The 17,646-nt window shown below is 72.0% G+C and carries 15 protein-coding genes; 8 read left to right on the plus strand and 7 right to left on the minus strand.

Going from position 1 to position 17,646, the window contains the following annotated elements; genetic code table 11:
- Window positions 1-238 precede the first annotated feature (238 nt).
- On the plus strand, window positions 239-1,153 hold the full coding sequence (locus tag EUA98_RS14900; RefSeq protein WP_130103483.1) for an aldose 1-epimerase family protein: 915 nt from the start codon (window positions 239-241) through the stop codon (window positions 1,151-1,153).
- Between the two features lie 243 nt (window positions 1,154-1,396).
- Here EUA98_RS14900 and EUA98_RS14905 read toward each other — a convergent pair whose 3' ends face one another.
- From EUA98_RS14905 to EUA98_RS14915, 3 genes are all read right to left on the minus strand, one after another.
- On the minus strand, window positions 1,397-2,302 hold the full coding sequence (locus tag EUA98_RS14905; protein ID WP_165372850.1) for a M15 family metallopeptidase: 906 nt from the start codon (window positions 2,300-2,302) through the stop codon (window positions 1,397-1,399).
- Window positions 2,303-2,554: 252 nt separating this feature from the next.
- Window positions 2,555-3,604 (minus strand): hemolysin family protein, encoded by a 1,050-nt coding sequence (locus tag EUA98_RS14910; protein ID WP_130103485.1) that lies wholly within the window; start codon window positions 3,602-3,604, stop codon window positions 2,555-2,557.
- Entirely contained in the window at window positions 3,601-4,968 is a 1,368-nt protein-coding gene (locus tag EUA98_RS14915) for a hemolysin family protein (protein ID WP_130103486.1), read from the minus strand. Before EUA98_RS14915 ends, EUA98_RS14910 begins: the two co-directional genes overlap by 4 nt.
- A gap of 198 nt (window positions 4,969-5,166) precedes the next feature.
- Between EUA98_RS14915 and EUA98_RS14920 the strand changes: the two genes are divergently transcribed.
- From EUA98_RS14920 to EUA98_RS14940, 5 genes are all read left to right on the plus strand, one after another.
- Complete coding sequence (locus EUA98_RS14920; RefSeq protein WP_130103487.1) at window positions 5,167-5,907, plus strand: response regulator transcription factor; 741 nt, start codon at window positions 5,167-5,169, stop codon at window positions 5,905-5,907.
- Between the two features lie 50 nt (window positions 5,908-5,957).
- Complete coding sequence (locus EUA98_RS14925) at window positions 5,958-7,022, plus strand: HAMP domain-containing sensor histidine kinase (protein WP_242511559.1); 1,065 nt, start codon at window positions 5,958-5,960, stop codon at window positions 7,020-7,022.
- A complete protein-coding gene (locus EUA98_RS14930) occupies window positions 7,019-8,002 on the plus strand; it encodes an ATP-binding cassette domain-containing protein (RefSeq protein ID WP_130103489.1) in 984 nt (327 codons plus the stop codon). The genes EUA98_RS14925 and EUA98_RS14930 overlap by 4 nt, the downstream gene beginning before the upstream one ends.
- Window positions 7,999-8,817: an ABC transporter permease gene (locus EUA98_RS14935; protein ID WP_130103490.1), complete on the plus strand. Its 819-nt coding sequence runs from the start codon at window positions 7,999-8,001 to the stop codon at window positions 8,815-8,817. The genes EUA98_RS14930 and EUA98_RS14935 overlap by 4 nt, the downstream gene beginning before the upstream one ends.
- A 212-nt stretch (window positions 8,818-9,029) precedes the next feature.
- Window positions 9,030-12,872 (plus strand): multifunctional oxoglutarate decarboxylase/oxoglutarate dehydrogenase thiamine pyrophosphate-binding subunit/dihydrolipoyllysine-residue succinyltransferase subunit, encoded by a 3,843-nt coding sequence (locus EUA98_RS14940; RefSeq protein WP_130103491.1) that lies wholly within the window; start codon window positions 9,030-9,032, stop codon window positions 12,870-12,872.
- Between the two features lie 90 nt (window positions 12,873-12,962).
- On the opposite strand, the gene EUA98_RS14945 is transcribed toward EUA98_RS14940, so the two are convergent.
- Window positions 12,963-13,940 carry a GlxA family transcriptional regulator gene (locus EUA98_RS14945; RefSeq protein ID WP_130103492.1) on the minus strand — a complete coding sequence of 326 codons (978 nt, stop codon included), beginning with the start codon at window positions 13,938-13,940 and terminating at the stop codon, window positions 12,963-12,965.
- 82 nt (window positions 13,941-14,022) lie between these two features.
- Here EUA98_RS14945 and EUA98_RS19835 point away from each other — a divergent pair, with 82 nt between their 5' ends.
- Together EUA98_RS19835 and EUA98_RS14950 are read left to right on the plus strand one after the other, a co-directional pair.
- Entirely contained in the window at window positions 14,023-14,187 is a 165-nt protein-coding gene (locus EUA98_RS19835; protein ID WP_165372851.1) for a hypothetical protein, read from the plus strand.
- 201 nt (window positions 14,188-14,388) lie between these two features.
- Entirely contained in the window at window positions 14,389-14,988 is a 600-nt protein-coding gene (locus EUA98_RS14950) for a GDSL-type esterase/lipase family protein (RefSeq protein ID WP_130103493.1), read from the plus strand.
- Window positions 14,989-14,992: 4 nt separating this feature from the next.
- On the opposite strand, the gene EUA98_RS14955 is transcribed toward EUA98_RS14950, so the two are convergent.
- The 3 genes from EUA98_RS14955 to EUA98_RS14965 form a co-directional block, all read right to left on the minus strand.
- A complete protein-coding gene (locus tag EUA98_RS14955; RefSeq protein ID WP_130103494.1) occupies window positions 14,993-15,607 on the minus strand; it encodes a PadR family transcriptional regulator in 615 nt (204 codons plus the stop codon).
- A complete protein-coding gene (locus EUA98_RS14960) occupies window positions 15,607-16,413 on the minus strand; it encodes a DUF4097 family beta strand repeat-containing protein (protein WP_130103495.1) in 807 nt (268 codons plus the stop codon). The genes EUA98_RS14955 and EUA98_RS14960 overlap by 1 nt, the downstream gene beginning before the upstream one ends.
- A 109-nt stretch (window positions 16,414-16,522) precedes the next feature.
- Window positions 16,523-17,614 carry a type IV pilus twitching motility protein PilT gene (locus EUA98_RS14965; RefSeq protein ID WP_242511561.1) on the minus strand — a complete coding sequence of 364 codons (1,092 nt, stop codon included), beginning with the start codon at window positions 17,612-17,614 and terminating at the stop codon, window positions 16,523-16,525.
- Between the last annotated feature and the right edge of the window lie 32 nt (window positions 17,615-17,646).

Consider the following 17,646-nt stretch of genomic DNA (forward strand, 5'->3'; position numbering starts at 1 on the left):
ATTCCTCGTCGCCGGACACACCACCTGGCTCCCCATCACCGGCACCGCCCAGACCCGCACCACCAGCACCCCCCTCATCGTCCACACCGCCCGCACCCACCTCGTCGCCGACCCCACCTGACCCAACTCGGTGCATTGCACGCCGATCGGACACCGCCCGGCCGCCCGATCCCGGCGCGCGCGATGTCGCGCCGCGGGCCCGGTTTCCCACCCGTCCCCGACCCCCTACCGTGTCTTCGTGACTACCACCGCGCCGTCGGGCGCCCAGTACCGGATCTCCCACGGGGACCACCACGCCACGATCACCGAGGTGGGGGCGGCGCTGCGCGAATACGCCGTCGGCGGCCGCAACGTGGTCACCCCGTTCGGCGAGCACGAGATGCCCCCCGCCGGCCATGGCGCGGTCCTGGTGCCGTGGCCCAACCGCCTCGAGGACGGCCAGTACACCTACGCGGGCGTCGGCTACCAGGTCCCGATCAACGAGCCCGAGCTCGGCACCGCGCTGCACGGCCTGGCCAGCTGGGTGCGGTGGACCGTCGTCACGCACGACGACGACGCCGTCACGCTCGCGGTCGCCCTCGTGCCCACGCCCGGCTACCCGTTCCCCGTGCGGATCGAGATCACCTACGCCTTGTCCGACGCCGGCCTGAGCGTGCGGACGGTCGCGACGAACGACGGCGACACCACCGCGCCCTACGGCGTCGGCTTCCACCCGTGGCTCTCCCCCGCGGGCGCCTCGCTCGACGACTGCACGCTGCGCCTCGACGCCGCGACGCACGTGACGATCGACGAGCGCCTGCTGCCCACCGGCACCGAGCCGGTCGACGAGCGCACCGACTTCCGCACGCCCCGCCTGCTGCGCGGCGTCGTGCTCGACGATGCCTACCTCGATGCGACCCGCGACGCCGAGGGCCTGTCCTGGATGCAGCTCGCCGCGCCGGACGGCCGGACCGCTGCGGTCTGGATGGACGACTCCATGGACACCTGGCAGGTCTGCACGGGTGACGCGCTCTCGATCCTCGCCGTGCGCCGCACGGGCCTGGCCGCCGAACCGATGAGCTGCATCGCGAACGCGTTCCGCACCGGCGACCGCCTGGTCCACCTCGCGCCCGGCGCGCAGCACGCGGTCACCTGGGGCGCGACGCTGCTCTGAGGTCACCGCGCGGGCGGGCACCGGTTGGCGAGGAGCGCGACGGAAGGTCGCCCCGCCGCCCGGTGCCGCCCGCGGCAGATCTGCCGCGCATCGGGATTTGGGGCTACGCGCCCACCCGGAAACCGAGGGCAGGGTTGCACGTGCGGGAGGCGAGGAGCGCCGTCCGGGCTATGCGAATGCCAGGCGCGGAGCGCCCGTCCGGGACAACGCGGCCGTCAGGCGTGGCGCGCGTCGAGCCTCGCGTCAGGAGTTGTAGTACTCGCCGTCGGCCTGGACACCGCGGGTGTACTCCCAGTGCCACGGCTCGTGCGGACCGCTGCCGCCGCTCAGGGCCCAGGCCGGGTTCTCCCAGCCGTAGATGGCGCCGTTCTCCTTGAGCCAGGTCCAGCCTGCACCCTTGGTCTCGTTCGAGCAGAGGTCGATCGCCAGGCCCCAGCCGTGGTTGCTGCGGCCGGGGACGGCGGCGAGGCCACCCTTGGTCGCCTTCAGCACACGCTGGGACGCGAGCGTGCGGTACGCATCGGTCACGCACAGGTCCCGCGAGAACCGGGCCTTGAAGGCGAGGTTGAGCTCGGCGAGGGACGAGGCGGCGTCGCCGCGCAGCTGCAGCTGGCCGTCCCAGAGGGTGCACAGGTCGGAGGTCTTGAGCTGGCCGTTCGCGCCGGCGGGCCGGACCGTGCCGTCGCACCCCGGGAGCGGGTCGCGGACCTCGGACCGGCTGGCGGCGATCTCGGCCCGCGTGGCCGTGGCCGCGCTGGCGGCGATCGCGGGCGGCGGGACGGTGTCGACGGTCGAGTTGGCGAGCACGTCGATCGTGGCGGGCAGGTTCGCCTCGGCGGCGGCGGCGCTCGCGCCGGCGACGAACGTGCCGTTGCCGGGTGAGACGTTGCCGGTGAGCGGCAGGACGACGGTGATGCCCATCAGCGCACCCAGGAGCGCGAGGCGCGGGAGCCAGCGGCGCGGGTGCGAGACCGACGGGAGTGCGAGCGACGGGAGTGCGAGCGGCAGCGCGCCACGCGAGCGGGATCGGGAGTCTGAACGGGAACCGGAGGTGCGCCCACGGGGCCGACGACCGGCCTCCTCGGCGTCGCGTCGCTCACGGCGGGTCTGCACGCCGGGCTCGGGCGACAGCACACGTTCAGGCCGCACAGAACCTCCGAGACTCGGCTGACCGATCAGCGAATACGACGACGACCGCTGCATCAGTTACCGGCGCGGAGCCGGACCCTTCTTGGGGGCGGTAACGAAACCATAACGGGGCGTGGTATCGCTTCCAAATCCCTGTCCCCGACATTCCGCGGAACCGGGTGAAATCTGCCGACGCAAACCCAGCGTTCCCCGCGTGTCGCACGGCGTGTCGGCGCACCCCCGCAGGGCGAGCCGCTCACTGTGACATACGTCTCAGTGGAACTGCCCACGCTGCATCGCATCGCGTACCTCGCCCACGAGCTCCTCGAGAATGTCCTCGAGAAACACCACCCCGACGCAACGGCCGTCCTCCTGGACCCGGGCCAGGTGCGACCCGGACGCCTGCATCGCGGCCAGCGCGTCCTCGACCTCGGCCTCGGGGGTCACCGACGCCAACCCGCGGATCCGCCACGGGGGCACCGGCTGGGACCGCTCGTCGTCGTTCGCGAAGAGCACGTCCTTGAGGTGCAGGTACCCGGCGATCTGGTCGGACGCCGTGAGCCCCGCCACCGGGAACCGGCTGTAGCCGGTCCGGGCCACGAGCCGCTCGACCTCCTCGGGGGTGGCTCCCGCCGCGACGGTGATCAGCCGATCGACGGGCACCATGACGTCGCGGGCCGTGCGGTCGGAGAACTCGATCGCCCCGGCGAGCAGCCCCTGGGTGTCGTCGAGCAGCCCCTCGGCCTGCGAGCGCTCGACGATCGAGTGCACCTCCTGCGCGGTGAACGCGGAGGCGACCTCGTCCTTGGGCTCGACGCCGAACAGGCGCAGCACGTGGTTCGCGATCCAGTTGAGCGCGCCGATCAGCGGCCCGACCACGCGCGCGATCCACACCAGCGGCGGTCCGAACCACATGACCGCACGCTCCGGCCCGGCGACCGACAGGTTCTTGGGCACCATCTCGCCGAACACGACGTGCAGGTACACGACGACGGCGAGCGCGACGACGAACGAGATCGGGTGGACCAGGCCCGCGCTCACCCCGAGGGCCACGAGCGGCTCCTCGATCAGGTGCGCGATGGCGGGCTCCGCGACGACGCCCAGGCTCGTCGAGCAGACCGTGATCCCGAGCTGCGCGCAGGCGAGCATCAAGGAGACGTGCTCCATCGCGTACAGCACGGTGCGCGCCCGCAGGTTGCCGGCCGCGGCGAGCGGCTCGATCGAGCTGCGCCGCGCGGTGATGATCGCGAACTCGGCGCCGACGAAGAACGCGTTGGCCGCGAGGAGCACGAAGGCGATCAGCAGCGCTGTTCCACTGTTCATGAGGTCGCCTCGGAGTCGTTCTCGGTCGGGCGGTCGGTCGAGGTCGGGCGGTCGGTCGAGGTCGCGCGGTCGGTCGAGGTCGCGCGGATCCGCTCGACGCGGCGGCCGGCCATCTGCTCGATCCGCAGCCGCACCCCCGGCACCTCGATCTCGTCCCCGACCACCGGGATCCGGCCGAGCACCGTCATCACCAGCCCGCCGAGCGTCTCGTACGGGCCGTCGTCGGGCACGACGAGCGCAGTGACCTCGGTGAGCTCGTCCGGACGGAGGTCGCCCGGGACGACCCAGCCGCCGTCGGGCAGGCGGGACGTGCCCGCACGCCGCGGGTCGTGCTCGTCGGACACCTCACCCACGAGCTCCTCGACGACGTCCTCGAACGTGACGACCCCGGAGGTGCCGCCGTACTCGTCGACCACCACGGCCATCTGCATGCCGAACTCGCGCAGCTCGACGAGCAGCGGTCCCACGCCCACCGTCTCCGGCACGCGCGGCGCGTCGACCATCAGCGCGGCCGCCGGCACGTCGCCGCGCCGCTCGTACGGCACCGCGATCGCACGGCGCAGGTGCACGAGGCCGACGATCTCGTCGGGCGAGCGGTCGATCACGGGGAAACGGGAGTGGCCCGACTCCCGGGCGCGTGCCACGACGTCGGCCGCGGTCTCGTCCCGGCGCACGACGACGAGGCGCATGCGGTCCGTCATCACGTCGACCGCGGTGAGCTCGTCGAGGCTGATGGTGTTGGTCAACCGCATGGCGGTGGCCTCGTCGAGCGTGCCGATCGCCGCCGAGCGACGCACGAGCGAGGCGAGCTCCTGCGGCGAGCGGCCGCCCGACAACCCCTCGCGGGGCTCGACGCCGAACCGGCGCAGCACCGCGTTGGCCGTGTTGTTGAACAGCGAGATGAGCGGGCGCAGCGCGGTGGTGAAGCCGCGCTGCAGGGGCGCGACGGTGCGCGCGGTGCCCAGCGGGTGGCTGATCGCGAAGTTCTTCGGCACGAGCTCGCCGAACAGCATCGAGAAGCCGTTGACGAGCACGACCGCGAGCACCGCGGCCACGATCCCACCGACCGTGCGGCCCAGCGGCGAGTCCTGCAGCGGTGAGCCGATCAGCCGGTTCACCGCCGGCTGCGTCGTGTACCCGAGCAGGATCGTGGTGACCGTGATCCCCACCTGGGCACCGGACAGCTCGGTCGACAGGTGCGCGAGCGCCTTGAGCACGGACTGCCCGCGGCGATCACGCTGCCCGGGGGTGTTCTCGACGACCCCGGGGTCGAGCGCGATCAGCGAGAACTCGCTCGAGACGAACAACGCCGTGCCGACGGTGAGCACGATGCCGAGCCCGACGAGCAGCCATTCGGTCAGCACGCGGGACCGCCCGGGCGAGCGCAGGCGCGACGACGTTCCGCGCGGTGCGCGGTGCGGTCACGGTGGGGGGAGATCAGGACAGTGGAGGGGCCGGCAACGTGTCCCCCGGAGGGGCACAGCCGGCCGCTACTTGAGCTGGGCATTGTGCTCGTCATCATACGGGAGCCCGGAGCGCGGGGCTTGTGCCAGGCTTAGGGCATGTCTGTGCCGTCTGGGACGCGACCGGTGGGGGTCGTCGTGCTTGTCGTCGAGGATGAGCCCGCCATCGCCCAGGCCGTCGCCCAGCGACTGGCGTCCGAAGGCTGGACGGTCGAGATCGCCGTCGACGGGTACGCCGGGGTCGAGGCGGCGGCCCGGCTGCACCCCAGTCTCGTCGTGCTCGACGTGATGCTGCCCGGGATCGACGGGCTCGAGGTCTGCCGGCGCATCCAGGCCGACCGCGCCGTGCCCGTGCTGATGCTCACCGCGCGCGACGACGAGACGGACATGCTGATCGGGCTGGGCGTCGGCGCCGACGACTACATGACCAAGCCGTTCTCGATGCGGGAGCTCGTCGCGCGCTTGAAGGCCCTCCTGCGGCGGACCGAGCGCGAGCTGCGCGCCGCCGACGCAGGCGCGACCGGCCACCCGGTCAGCGAACCGATCACGATCGGGGACGTGGTGATCGACCGCGCCCAGCGCCGGGTGTGGCGCGCCGACGAGGTCCACCTGACGCCGACCGAGTTCGACCTGCTCGTGACGCTCGCGAGCAGCCCGCGCACGGTGCTCACCCGCGAGCGCCTGCTGGCCGAGGTCTGGGACTGGGTCGACGCGAGCGGCACCCGCACGGTCGACTCGCACGTCAAGGCGCTGCGCCGCAAGCTGGGCGCCGATCTGATCCGCACGGTGCACGGCGTCGGCTACGCGTTCGAGCCCCCGGTCCCTGCTGGTGAGGATTGACGACCTCGCCCCGTCACGGCCGCAGCTCGGTCCGGGACCGCCTCCCCCACGTGCACCCGCTCGACCGGGTGCGGTCGATCCAGGCCAAGATCGGGTTCCTCGTCGCGGTGACCGCGACGTTCGGATCGCTGCTGACGTGGCTCGGCCTGAACAACGGCTTCGGTCCGGCGGTCTCGGTGCCGGTGGCGGTGGTCCTGTCGCTCGCGCTCTCGCAGGTGCTCGCGCGCCGCATGACCGCGCCACTGCGGGAGATGACGGCGGCCGCGCAGGCGATGGCGGGCGGTGACTACTCCCAGCGCGTGCACGCCACGGGCCGCGACGAGGTCGGCCTGCTCGCCGCGACATTCAACACCATGGCCGAAGACCTCGGCACCACCGACATGCTGCGCCGGGAGATGGTCGCGAACGTGTCGCACGAGCTGCGCACCCCGGTGACCGCGCTCCAGGCCCAGCTCGAGAACATCGTCGACGGCGTCACCGAGGCCGACCCGGCCTCGATGAAGGTGGCGCTCGCCCAGACCGAACGCCTGGGCCGGCTCGTGACCTACCTGCTCGATCTGTCCCGCGTCGAGGCCGGCGCGGTGGGGCTCGACCTGTCCGACGTCCCGCTGCGGGACTTCCTGCGGGAGGCCGCCGACCGCGCCTCGCTCGTCGGCACCGCCAAGATGCTCGTCTTCCGGGTCAAGGTCACCCCGCCCGACCTCGTCATCCGGGCCGACGCCGAACGGCTGCACCAGGTCATCGCCAACCTGCTGCACAACGCCGTGCGGCACTCCCCCGCCGACGAGGAGATCATCCTCGTCGCGACCCAGCACGGGGAGATCGTCGTCATCGAGGTCATCGACCTGGGGCCCGGGATCGCCCCGGCCCAGCGCCAGGTGGCCTTCGAACGGTTCGCCCGCGGCAACTCCCAGGCCCAGACGGGGCAGGTCCCGACCGGAGGCACCGGCATCGGGCTCGCGATCGTGCGCTGGGCCGTCGGGCTGCACGGCGGGACGATCGAGGTCGCGGACACCCCGACCGGGTGCACAATGCGTCTGACCTTGCCGATGCACCACCCGCCCTCGGGACCACCCACCGGGGTGACCCCCTACCGAGAGACAGGCGACGCGTGACCGCGCTCACCCCACCAGCCACCGTCACCGCCGACGGCGTGATCGTGATCGACCACCTGACCAAGCGGTTCGGCCCCGTGCTCGCCGTGGACGACCTGTCGTTCACCGTGCGGCCGGGCCGGGTCACAGGGTTCCTCGGCCCCAACGGCGCGGGCAAGACGACGACGCTGCGCATCCTGCTCGGCCTGGTGCGCGCGACGGCCGGCACGGCGACGATCGGCGGGTCGACGTACGCGCACTTCACCCAGCCGATGCGCACGGTCGGGGCGGCACTGGAGGCGGCGAGCTTTCATCCCGGGCGTACCGCGCTGGACCACCTGCGGGTCTACGCCCCGCAGGCCGGGGTCAGCGACGCGCGGTGCCGTGAGGTGCTCGACTTCGTGGGGCTGGGCCCGGTCGCGAACCGCCGGGCCGGTGGCTTCTCGCTCGGCATGCGCCAACGCCTCGCGCTCGCCACGACGCTGCTCGGCGACCCGCAGGTGCTCCTGCTCGACGAGCCCGCCAACGGTCTGGACCCCGAGGGCATCGCGTGGCTGCGCGGGCTGCTGCGGCACCTGGCCGCCGAGGGGCGCACGGTGCTCGTCTCCAGCCACGTGCTCTCGGAGGTCGAGCAGACCGTGGACGACGTCGTCATCATCGCCCGGGGCGCCCTCGTGCACTCCTCGTCGCTCGCCGCGCTCGCGGCGCTGGCCGAGCCCAGCGTGCGGATCGCGTCGCCCGACGCCGCCGGTCTGACGCGGCTCATCGAGCTGGCCGGTTGGGCCGACCGGCTCGAGCCGGCCGCCTCCACCCGGCCGGGCGTGGCCGTGCTGCACCGCGTCACCGCGGCCGAGATCGGCGCGCGCGCCTTCGCCGCCGGGCTCGAGCTGCACGAGCTGACGCCGCGCGACGTCGGGCTCGAGGACACCTTCCTCCGGCTGGTGGGCGAGGGCGCCATCCCCGGCGTTGCCGAACCGCGCCTCGAGGGAGTGGTCCGATGACCGCCGCACTGCGCACCGAGTACCGCAAGCTCGTCACGACCCGCCTGTGGTGGATCCTGCTGGCCTCCATGGCCGCCTACATGGCGTTCCTGGCGGGGATCATGGCGTTCGCCCTGACGCAGGACCCGGGTTCGATGACCGGGGGCGCGCCCGGGGTCGAGGCAGCCCCGATGACGCCCGAGTCCGTGGCCCGGACCATCTACACGCTCGCGACGTCGCTCGGCTACGTGTTCCCTGTGATCGTGGGCGCCCTGGCCATGACCAGCGAGTTCCGCCACCAGACCATCACGCCCACCCTGCTCGCCGAGCCGCGCCGCACGGTGTTCCTCGCGGCGAAGATGCTGTCGTCCGTCGTGGTCGGCCTGCTCTTCGGGATCGTCGGGACCGTCTCGACGGTCGGGGCCGGTGCCGGGGTGCTCGCGCTGATGGGTGAACCGACGTACCTGTCCGACCCGATCGTGGTGCGAAGCGCCTGGCTGTCGGTCGTCGCCCTGACCGTGTGGACCGTGGTCGGGGTCGGGTTCGGGACGCTGCTGACCAACCAGGTCGCCGTGATCGTCGTCGTGCTCGCGTTCACCCAGTTCGTCGAGCCGATCCTGCGCATCGCCGGCGGTCAGTTCGACTGGTCGGAGGGGATGTCGAAATACCTGCCCGGCGCGGCCGGCGAGGCGATCACCGGGAGCTCGTTCTACGCGGACTCCGGCATGGCCGCCGGGCTGCTGACCTCCTGGCAGGGATTCGCCGTCCTGCTCGGGTACGCGGTGCTGTTCGCGGTCGTCGGTCGCGTCACCACGCTGCGCCGCGACATCACCTGACCCGGGTTGCGGACCACCCGCTCTTGAGCCGAAATCGGGTCACCGATGACCGGACATTTGCCAAGGTCAGCACTCGCAGCACGATCGCATCACGGTCGCCGTCGGCGACCCGGACGGACTCGTCCCCTGCCGAGAAGGTGACATAGGGTCGAAGCCAACATTTGATCCAACGAAGCGGTGGGTGTGCCGCGACGGAAGCGGGCGAACGTTACGTGTCCCAGAAATCCGAGGCGGACTCGATCCGCGCCGAGTTCGGTGCCAACGAATGGCTCGTCGATGAGCTGTACGAGCAGTACATCAAGGACAAGAACTCAGTCGACCCGGCGTGGTGGGAGTTCTTCCAGGACTACAAGGCCGCGGACACGTCCGACCTTGTCGAGAGCGAGAACGGCCAGCCGCCGGAGTTCGCCGCCGCGGCGGTGACTCCCGCCGACACCGCCAGCACGGCTTCGGTCGAGGCGGTCGCCCCCGCGCAGGTGGCACCGCCGCGGACGCCGGTGCCCGCGGCGGCTGTCGCGCCTGCGGCGCCGGCCGCGGCGGCTGCTGCTGTCGAGCCCGTCGAGCCCGTCGAAGACGACGCCGATCTGCTCACCCCGCCGGTCGCGACCGCACGGCCCGCGACCGCCCCGTACGCCGAGGTCCTCGCCACCACGCTGCCGAAGGACGAGACCACCCCCGAGGCCGCCGACGCGGTCACCCGGCTGCGTGGCCCCGCCGCCCGCGTCGTGACGAACATGGAGGCGAGCCTGGCCGTCCCGACGGCCACCTCGGTCCGCGCCATCCCGGCGAAGCTCCTCGTCGACAACCGCATCGTCATCAACAACCACCTGGTCCGCACGCGCGGCGGCAAGGTCTCCTTCACGCACATCATCGGGTTCGCCCTGATCGAGGCGCTGGCCGAGATGCCGGCGATGAACTCGGGCTACGCGCTCGTGGACGACAAGCCGTCCATCGTCAGCCCGGCGCACGTCAACCTCGGGCTCGCGATCGACCTGGCCAAGCCGGACGGCACGCGCCAGCTGCTGGTGCCCAGCATCAAGCACACCGACGAGATGGACTTCGCCCAGTTCTGGGCCGCGTACGAGGACGTCGTGCGTCGCGCCCGCGGGAACAAGCTCACGGTCACCGACTTCGCCGGCACCACGCTGACGCTGACGAACCCCGGCACGATCGGCACCGTGCACTCGGTCCCGCGCCTGATGGCGGGCCAGGGCGCGATCATCGGCGTCGGCGCGATGGACTACCCCGCCGAGTTCGCGGGGACCTCCGAGGAGCAGCTCAACCGCATGGGCGTGTCGAAGGTGCTCACGATCACCTCGACCTACGACCACCGGATCATCCAGGGGGCGCAGTCCGGCGACTTCCTGCGGATCGTCGGCATCAAGCTGCTCGGTCAGGACGGCTTCTACGACCGGCTGTTCGCCTCGCTGCGGGTGCCGTACGAGCCCGTGCGCTGGGTCCGGGACCCGTCGTCGGACTCCGACGCGGACCTCGGCAAGCCCGCGCGGATCGCCGAGCTGATCCACTCCTACCGGTCGCGCGGCCACCTCATGGCCGACACCGACCCGCTCGCGTACCACCAGCGCAAGCACCCCGACCTGGACATGCAGAACCACGGCCTGACGCTGTGGGACCTGGACCGCCAGTTCCCCACCGGCGGGTTCGGCGGCAAGGCCCGGGCGAGCCTGCGCGAGGTGCTCGGCCTGCTGCGCGACTCCTACTGCCGCTCGATCGGCGTGGAGTACATGCACCTGGCCAACCCGCGCCAGCGGCGCTGGCTGCAGGAGCGCCTCGAGTCCGGCCACGCACGCACGCCGCGCGAGGACCAGCTGCGGATCCTGCGCCGCCTCAACGCCGCCGAGGCGTTCGAGAGCTTCCTGCAGACCAAGTACGTCGGCCAGAAGCGATTCTCGCTCGAGGGCGGCGAGGCGGTCATCCCGCTGCTCGACGCGATCCTGTCCAAGGCCGCGGACAACGGCCTCGACGAGGTCGGCATCGGCATGGCCCACCGCGGGCGGCTGAACGTGCTCGCGAACATCGCGGGCAAGAGCTACGGCCAGATCTTCAGCGAGTTCGAGGGCAACCAGGACCCGAAGTCGGTCCAGGGCTCCGGCGACGTCAAGTACCACCTCGGCACCGAGGGCAAGTTCACCGCGGAGTCCGGCGCGACCACGCAGGTCTACCTCGCGGCCAACCCCTCCCACCTCGAGGCCGTCGACCCGGTGCTCGAAGGGATCGTGCGCGCCAAGCAGGACCGCATCGACCTCGGCGGGGACGGGTTCTCCGTCCTGCCGGTCCTGCTGCACGGCGACGCCGCGTTCGCCGGCCAGGGGGTGGTCGTCGAGACGCTCAACCTCTCCCAGCTGCGCGGCTACCGCACGGGCGGCACGATCCACGTCATCATCAACAACCAGGTCGGCTTCACGACCGGGTCGAGCTCGTCGCGGTCGACGCTGTACGCGACCGACGTCGCCAAGGGCCTGCAGGTGCCGATCTTCCACGTCAACGGGGACGACCCCGAGGCGTGCGTCCAGGTGGCCGAGCTCGCGTTCGCGTTCCGCGAGCAGTTCGACCGCGACGCGATCATCGACATGATCTGCTACCGCCGGCGCGGCCACAACGAGGGCGACGACCCGTCGATGACACAGCCGCTGATGTACAACCTCATCGAGGCGAAGCGCTCGGTGCGCAAGCTCTACACCGAGGCGCTCGTCGCCCGGGGCGACATCACGCTGGCCGAGGCCGAGCACGTCCTCAAGGACTACCAGGCCCAGCTCGAGCGGGTCTTCACCGAGACCCGCGAGGGCGGCTACACCGCGCCGGCGTCGACCGAACCCGTCGCGGGGCTCGAACGCCCGGAGGCCCAGCTCGAGGACGCCGGCGCGATGATCGGCTGGCGGACCGCGGTGGACGCGTCGGTCCTCGAACGGATCGGCAGCGCGCACACGACCCCGCCCGAGGGCTTCACGGTGCACCCCAAGCTCGCGCAGCTGCTGGCCAAGCGTGAGCTCATGTCCCGCGAGGGAAACGTCGACTGGGGCTACGGCGAGATCCTCGCCTTCGGCTCGTTGCTGATCGAGGGGACCCCGGTCCGCCTGGCGGGTCAGGACTCGCGTCGCGGCACCTTCGTGCAGCGGCACGCCGTCATGCACGACCGCCGCACGGGCGCCGAGTGGACCCCCCTGCTGTACCTGGCGGGCGACCAGGCCAAGTTCTGGGTGTACGACTCCTCCCTGAGCGAGTACGCCGCACTCGGCTTCGAGTACGGCTACTCGGTCGAGCGGCCCGACGCCCTGGTGCTGTGGGAGGCGCAGTTCGGCGACTTCGTCGGCGGCGCCCAGACGATCATCGACGAGTTCATCTCGTCGGCCGAGCAGAAGTGGGCCCAGCGCAGCTCGGTCGTGCTGCTCCTCCCGCACGGTTTCGAGGGCCAGGGCCCGGACCACTCGTCCGCGCGCCCGGAGCGGTTCTTGCAGATGTGCGCCGAGAACAACATGACCGTCGCGGCGCCGACGACGCCCGCGTCGTACTTCCACCTGCTGCGCCGCCAGGCCTACGCCCGGCCGCGCCGCCCGCTCGTCGTGCTCACCCCGAAGTCGATGCTGCGCCTGAAGGCGGCGTCGTCGGCGGTCGAGGACTTCACCTCCGGGACGTTCCGCGAGGTGATCGGCGACGACATCGCCGCCGGGGCTCAGGACCGCGTCGTCGATCGCGTGCTGCTGTGCTCGGGCAAGGTGTACTGGGACCTGCTCGCCCACCGCACCGAGTCGGGCGACACGAGCACGGCGATCGTCCGGCTCGAACAGCTCTACCCGCTGTCCGGCGAGGCCCTGCGGGAGGCGGTCGCCCCGTTCCCTCAGGCCGAGCTGATCTGGGTCCAGGAGGAGCCGAGCAACCAGGGCGCCTGGACGCACATGACGATGACCGCGCAGCCGTTGCTCGACCGCCCGCTGGGCGTCGTGGCACGGTCGTCGTCGGCCTCGCCCGCCACGGGATCCGCGAAGAAGCACCAGGCCGAGCAGGCCGAGCTGATCCGGGCCTCCTTCGCCCGCTGAGGTCGGACGGTCGGGCCGGTCGGGTCAGGCCGGGCCGGGCTGATCGGGCCGAGCCGGGCCGGTCGGGTCAGGCCGGGCTGATCGGGCCGGTCAGGCCGGATCGGCCGCGGGCACCGTCGCCGGCGGGGACGCGAACGCGCGCCGATAGGCGAGCGGGCTCGTGCCGAGCGTGCGGGCGAAGTGGTGACGCAGGACGGCGGAGGTGGCAAAGCCGCTGCGGCTCGCGACCTCCTCGACCCCGACGTCGGTGCGTTCGAGCAGCTCCTGCGCGCGCAGCAGGCGCTGGCGCGTGACCCAGACGGCCGGCGTCGTCCCGGTCTCGGCGCGGAAGCGGCGGGCGAACGTGCGCTCGGACATCATCGCCCGCACCGCGAGGTCCGGGACGCTCAGCTCCGCTTCGAGGTGCGCCACCATCCACACCAGGAGCGGGGCGAGCGTGTCGCCCTCGTGCGGCAGGGGCGTGTCGATGAACTGCGACTGACCACCGTCGCGGTGCGGCGGGACGACCATCCGGCGGGCGATCGCGGCGGCCGCCGCCGCCCCGAGCTCGCGCCGCACGAGGTGCAGGCATGCGTCGATGCTCGCGGCCGTCCCGGCGCCGGTCACCACGTGGCGGTCCTCCACGTACAGCACCGCCGGGTCGACGACCGCCGTCGGGAACACGGCCGCGAGCCGGTCGGCGTGCAGCCAGTGGGTGGTGCAGCGCCGGCCGTCGAGCAGTCCGGCGTGCCCGAGCACGAACGCCGCGCTGCACAGGCTCAGGACCCACGCCCCGCGGGCCTCGGCCGCACGCAGGACGTCGAGGACCGGCTCGGGAACACCTTCTTGAGCACCCTCCGCCGGCACGACGACGACGAGGTCGGCCGTCGCGGCAGCCTCCAGCCCGTGCTGGACGACGATGTCGATCCCGACCGCGGTCGGGATCGGGCCCGGGTTCTGCGCGCAGACGGCGAAGTCGAAGTCTGGTCCCCCCGTGTCTCGGCGGTCGATCCCGAACACCTCGCACACGACCCCGAGCTCGAACGGGGCGACGCCCGGCAGGATGATCGCGGCCACCTTTGTCAGCATCTGGTCAGTATGGCAGAAAAGAGCCGAATAGAGGCAGTTCAGCCACTAGTGGCCGGTTATCGAGTATCACAGACTTTCTGCCATGACACTTCTCTGGATCCTCATCGGTATCGCCCTTCTCGCCATCGTGGTCGCCCGCTTGATCGACACGGTGCGCACCGACGGATACGGCTCGAACCAGCCGCCGCAGTCCCACGAGGCCTGGTTCGTCGGCGGGCCGGACTCGTACCGTCGCACCGGCTTCTGACCGCACCGCCCACCCGTTCCGACCCGCCGCCGACCTGTCCTGACCCCGCCACCCACCTGTCCTGACCCGCCACCCACCTGTCCTGATCCCGCCGCCCACCCGCGTGCCCGCGCGTCGGCGCAATGACACGCCGCGCGCGCGGGAGACTGGTGCGGGCGCCCACCGGGTGCCGTTGGCATACGACGGACTGGGGTGAGAGGCGTGGGCGAGCTGTCGCTACGGCTTGCGGTGATCGGTGACGAGCTGGCCGCGGGAGCCGGTGATCCGAAGGGGATCGGCTGGGTCGGTCGGGTCGCGGCACGCACGCACGCGCAACCGACGGCCATGTTCCTCACGCTCGCGGTCCCCGGGGAGACCACGACGGCGCTCGCCGGCCGCTGGGAGGACGAGGCAGCACGCCGGTTCTCCCCCGAGGCCGACAACCGGCTGATCGTGGCTCTCGGCCGCGCCGATATCGCCGCCGGCCTCTCCCTCGCTCGCAGCCGCCTCAACCTCGCGAACATCCTCGACGTCGCGGATGCGCAACGCGTGCCGACCTTCGTCGTCGGCCCGCCGCCGGGACATGCCGACGACGGCGCCCAGATCGCCGAGCTCTCCGGGGCCTACGCGGATGTGGCGGCTCGTCGTCGCGTGCCGTTCGTCGACATGTACACCCCGCTCGCGACCCACGAGCAGTGGCTCGGCGACCTCGCGGCGGGCGACGGTGTGCTGCCCGGTCAGGCCGGCTACGGGATGATGGCGTGGCTCGTGCTGCACACCGGCTGGCACCTGTGGCTCGGGCTGCCGGAGAGCCCCGCCTGACGCGTCAGCGCAGCGTCGCGCGAACGGCCGTGAGCGCGCTGTCGAGCACGGCGCGGATCGTCTCGACGGTGAGCTCATCGATCCGGCCCCGCGCGTCGGCCTGCCGCAGGTCGGCGCGCACCTCGTCACGGAAACGCAGCACCATCGCCTCGGCGTCGATCCGGCGCACGTGCGCCGTCGTCCGGGCATCCCCGGCCGCTCCCGCCGACCCGGTCACCGGGACCGCGCGGGCCCGAGCCTCCTGGGCGGCGGCGGCGAGGTCCGCGCGCAGCCCGGACATCGAGCCCCGGACGTCGTCGCGCACCTGCTCGGCGAGCCCTCGGACGGTCTCGGCGAGGTCCTCCTCGAGCGCGGCGAGCTCCCCGCGGCGGGCTGCGACCTCGCTGCGGCCGGCGTCGGTCAGGGCATAGGTGCCCTTGCGGCCGTCCTCGGTGCGTTCCACCAGCCCCTCCTCCTCGAGCCGGGCCAGTCGCGGGTACACCGTGCCGGGGCTCGGCCGGTACATGCCGCCCGTGCGGTCGGACAGGGCGGTGATGAGCTCGTAGCCGTGCTTGGGGCCGGACTCGAGCAGCGCCAGCAGGTACAGCCGCAGCTGGCCGTAGGCGAAGACGGGGGCCATCAGGCGACCGGCCCACGCAGCACGGTCAGGTGGCCCGACACCGTGTTCGCCGTGATCGAGCACGCGCCGTCGGCCGTGGTGAGCTCGACCTTGGTCTGCCCCGGCGTCGGGCCCTTGTGCTCGTGCCCGTCGACGACGACGCGGCCGGTCAGGCTGCGCGCCGAGATGGTGACGCCGCGCCCCGCCGGCAGCCGGATCGTCACGTCACCCGCGACGCTCGTGGCGACGATCGAGGCGGCGTGCGACGACACGTCCAGCGTGATCGGTCCGGAGACCGTGCTGGCCACCACGCGCGCCAGCGCGCCGGACGCGGTCAGCTCACCCGAGACCGAGTTGAGGCGCAGGTCGCCGTCGTGGTCCCGGACGACGATCTCGCCCGACACCGACTTCGCCACGACCGACCCGCGGGTGCCGTCGGTGACGATCGACCCCGACACGGTCGACACCGACGCGCCGGCCAGGACCCCGGCCAGGAGGCCCTCCGCATCCACCGTGCCCAGCCGGACCGCCACCTGCCGCGGCACGGCGATGTGGACGTCGGCGGTGTCCTTGTCCCGCAGGTTGCGGAAGTCGTCCAGGAAGCTGTCCCAGCCCCGCAGCGTGAAGGCGTACCCGACCCGCAGCTCACCGCCGGTCAGGCTCACCTCGAGCGGTCGGCCGTCGACCGAGTGCACCTCGATCCGTGCGCCCGGCTCGTCCCGGGCCACGACGTCGACGCGGCCCCGCACGAGCCCGACGCGCAGGGCGTCCAGCTGGTCGACCTCGATGATCTGGGGGCCGGTCACGACCCAGGTGTCGATGCTCATGTCGTCGGATCCCATCTCGAGATATATCGCGTTTCTCGACACGATAGATCTCGAACGGCCCGGCGACAACCCCCATCGCTGTGAGACGAGGCCGACACCTCAGGAACGACTACGCGATGAGGCCGACCGCCCGCAGCTCGACCGTGAGGTCCTGCGGGTTGGACGCGACCGCGCACGCGTCGTCGAAGGTCACCGCGCCGTCCCGGATCAGCGCGAGAAGGTGCTGGTCGAAGGTCTGCATCTTGTAGTAGCCGCCGTCACGAATGAGGTCGACCATCGGCGGGGCGTCGCCCGGCTCCAGGATCGCCTCGGCCGTCCGTCCGGTGTTCACCATGACCTCGACCACCGCCTGTCGTCCGTTGCCGTCCGCCTTGCGCACGAGCCGCTGCGAGACGATGCCACGCAGCGACTGCGCGAGCGCGATCCGGACCTGCTTCTGCTCGTAGGGCGGGAAGAAGTCGACGATGCGGTTGATCGACTCGGACGCGTCGCTCGTGTGCAGGGTGGACATCACGAGGTGGCCGGTCTCGGCAGCGGCGATCGCGGCCCGGACCGTCTCGGTGTCGCGCATCTCACCGACGAGGATGACGTCGGGGTCCTGGCGCATCGCGGCCCGCAGCGCCGTCATGAAGTCGGCGGTGTCCTGCCCGATCTCGCGCTGCGAGACCATCGCCTTCTTGTCCTGGTGCAGGAACTCGATCGGGTCCTCGATCGTGACGATGTTGACCTCACGAGTCGTGTTGATGAGGTCGACCATCGACGCCAGCGTGGTCGACTTGCCCGAACCGGTCGGCCCGGTGATCAGCACCAGCCCGGTCGGCTCCAGCGCCAGCTCGCCCACGATCTCCGGGATCCCGAGCTCCACGAGGGTCGACGTCCCGGACGCGACCCGCCGGAAGACGATCCCGCAGGTTCCGCGCGCCTGGAAGGCGTTCACCCGGAAGCGCCCGACGCCGGCCAGCGAGAACGCGAAGTCGGCCTCGTGCGTCTCCGCGAACGACTCGACGAGGTCGGCCGGGAGCACCTCGGTGACCATGTGCCGCGTGTCGGCCGGCAGCAGGTTGCGGACCTGAAGCTTGCGCAGCCGACCATCGATGCGCAGGCGCGGCGCCGAGCCGACCTTCACGTGCAGGTCGGACCCGCCGGTGCTGGACAGCGCGTGCAGGAACGGGATGACGGACAGCAGCGGGTTCTCACTCACCCTGACGTCATCGGCGCACCACGGCCCGGACT

This window comes from Pengzhenrongella frigida (assembly GCF_004168625.1).
Lineage (GTDB): Bacteria > Actinomycetota > Actinomycetes > Actinomycetales > Cellulomonadaceae > Pengzhenrongella > Pengzhenrongella frigida.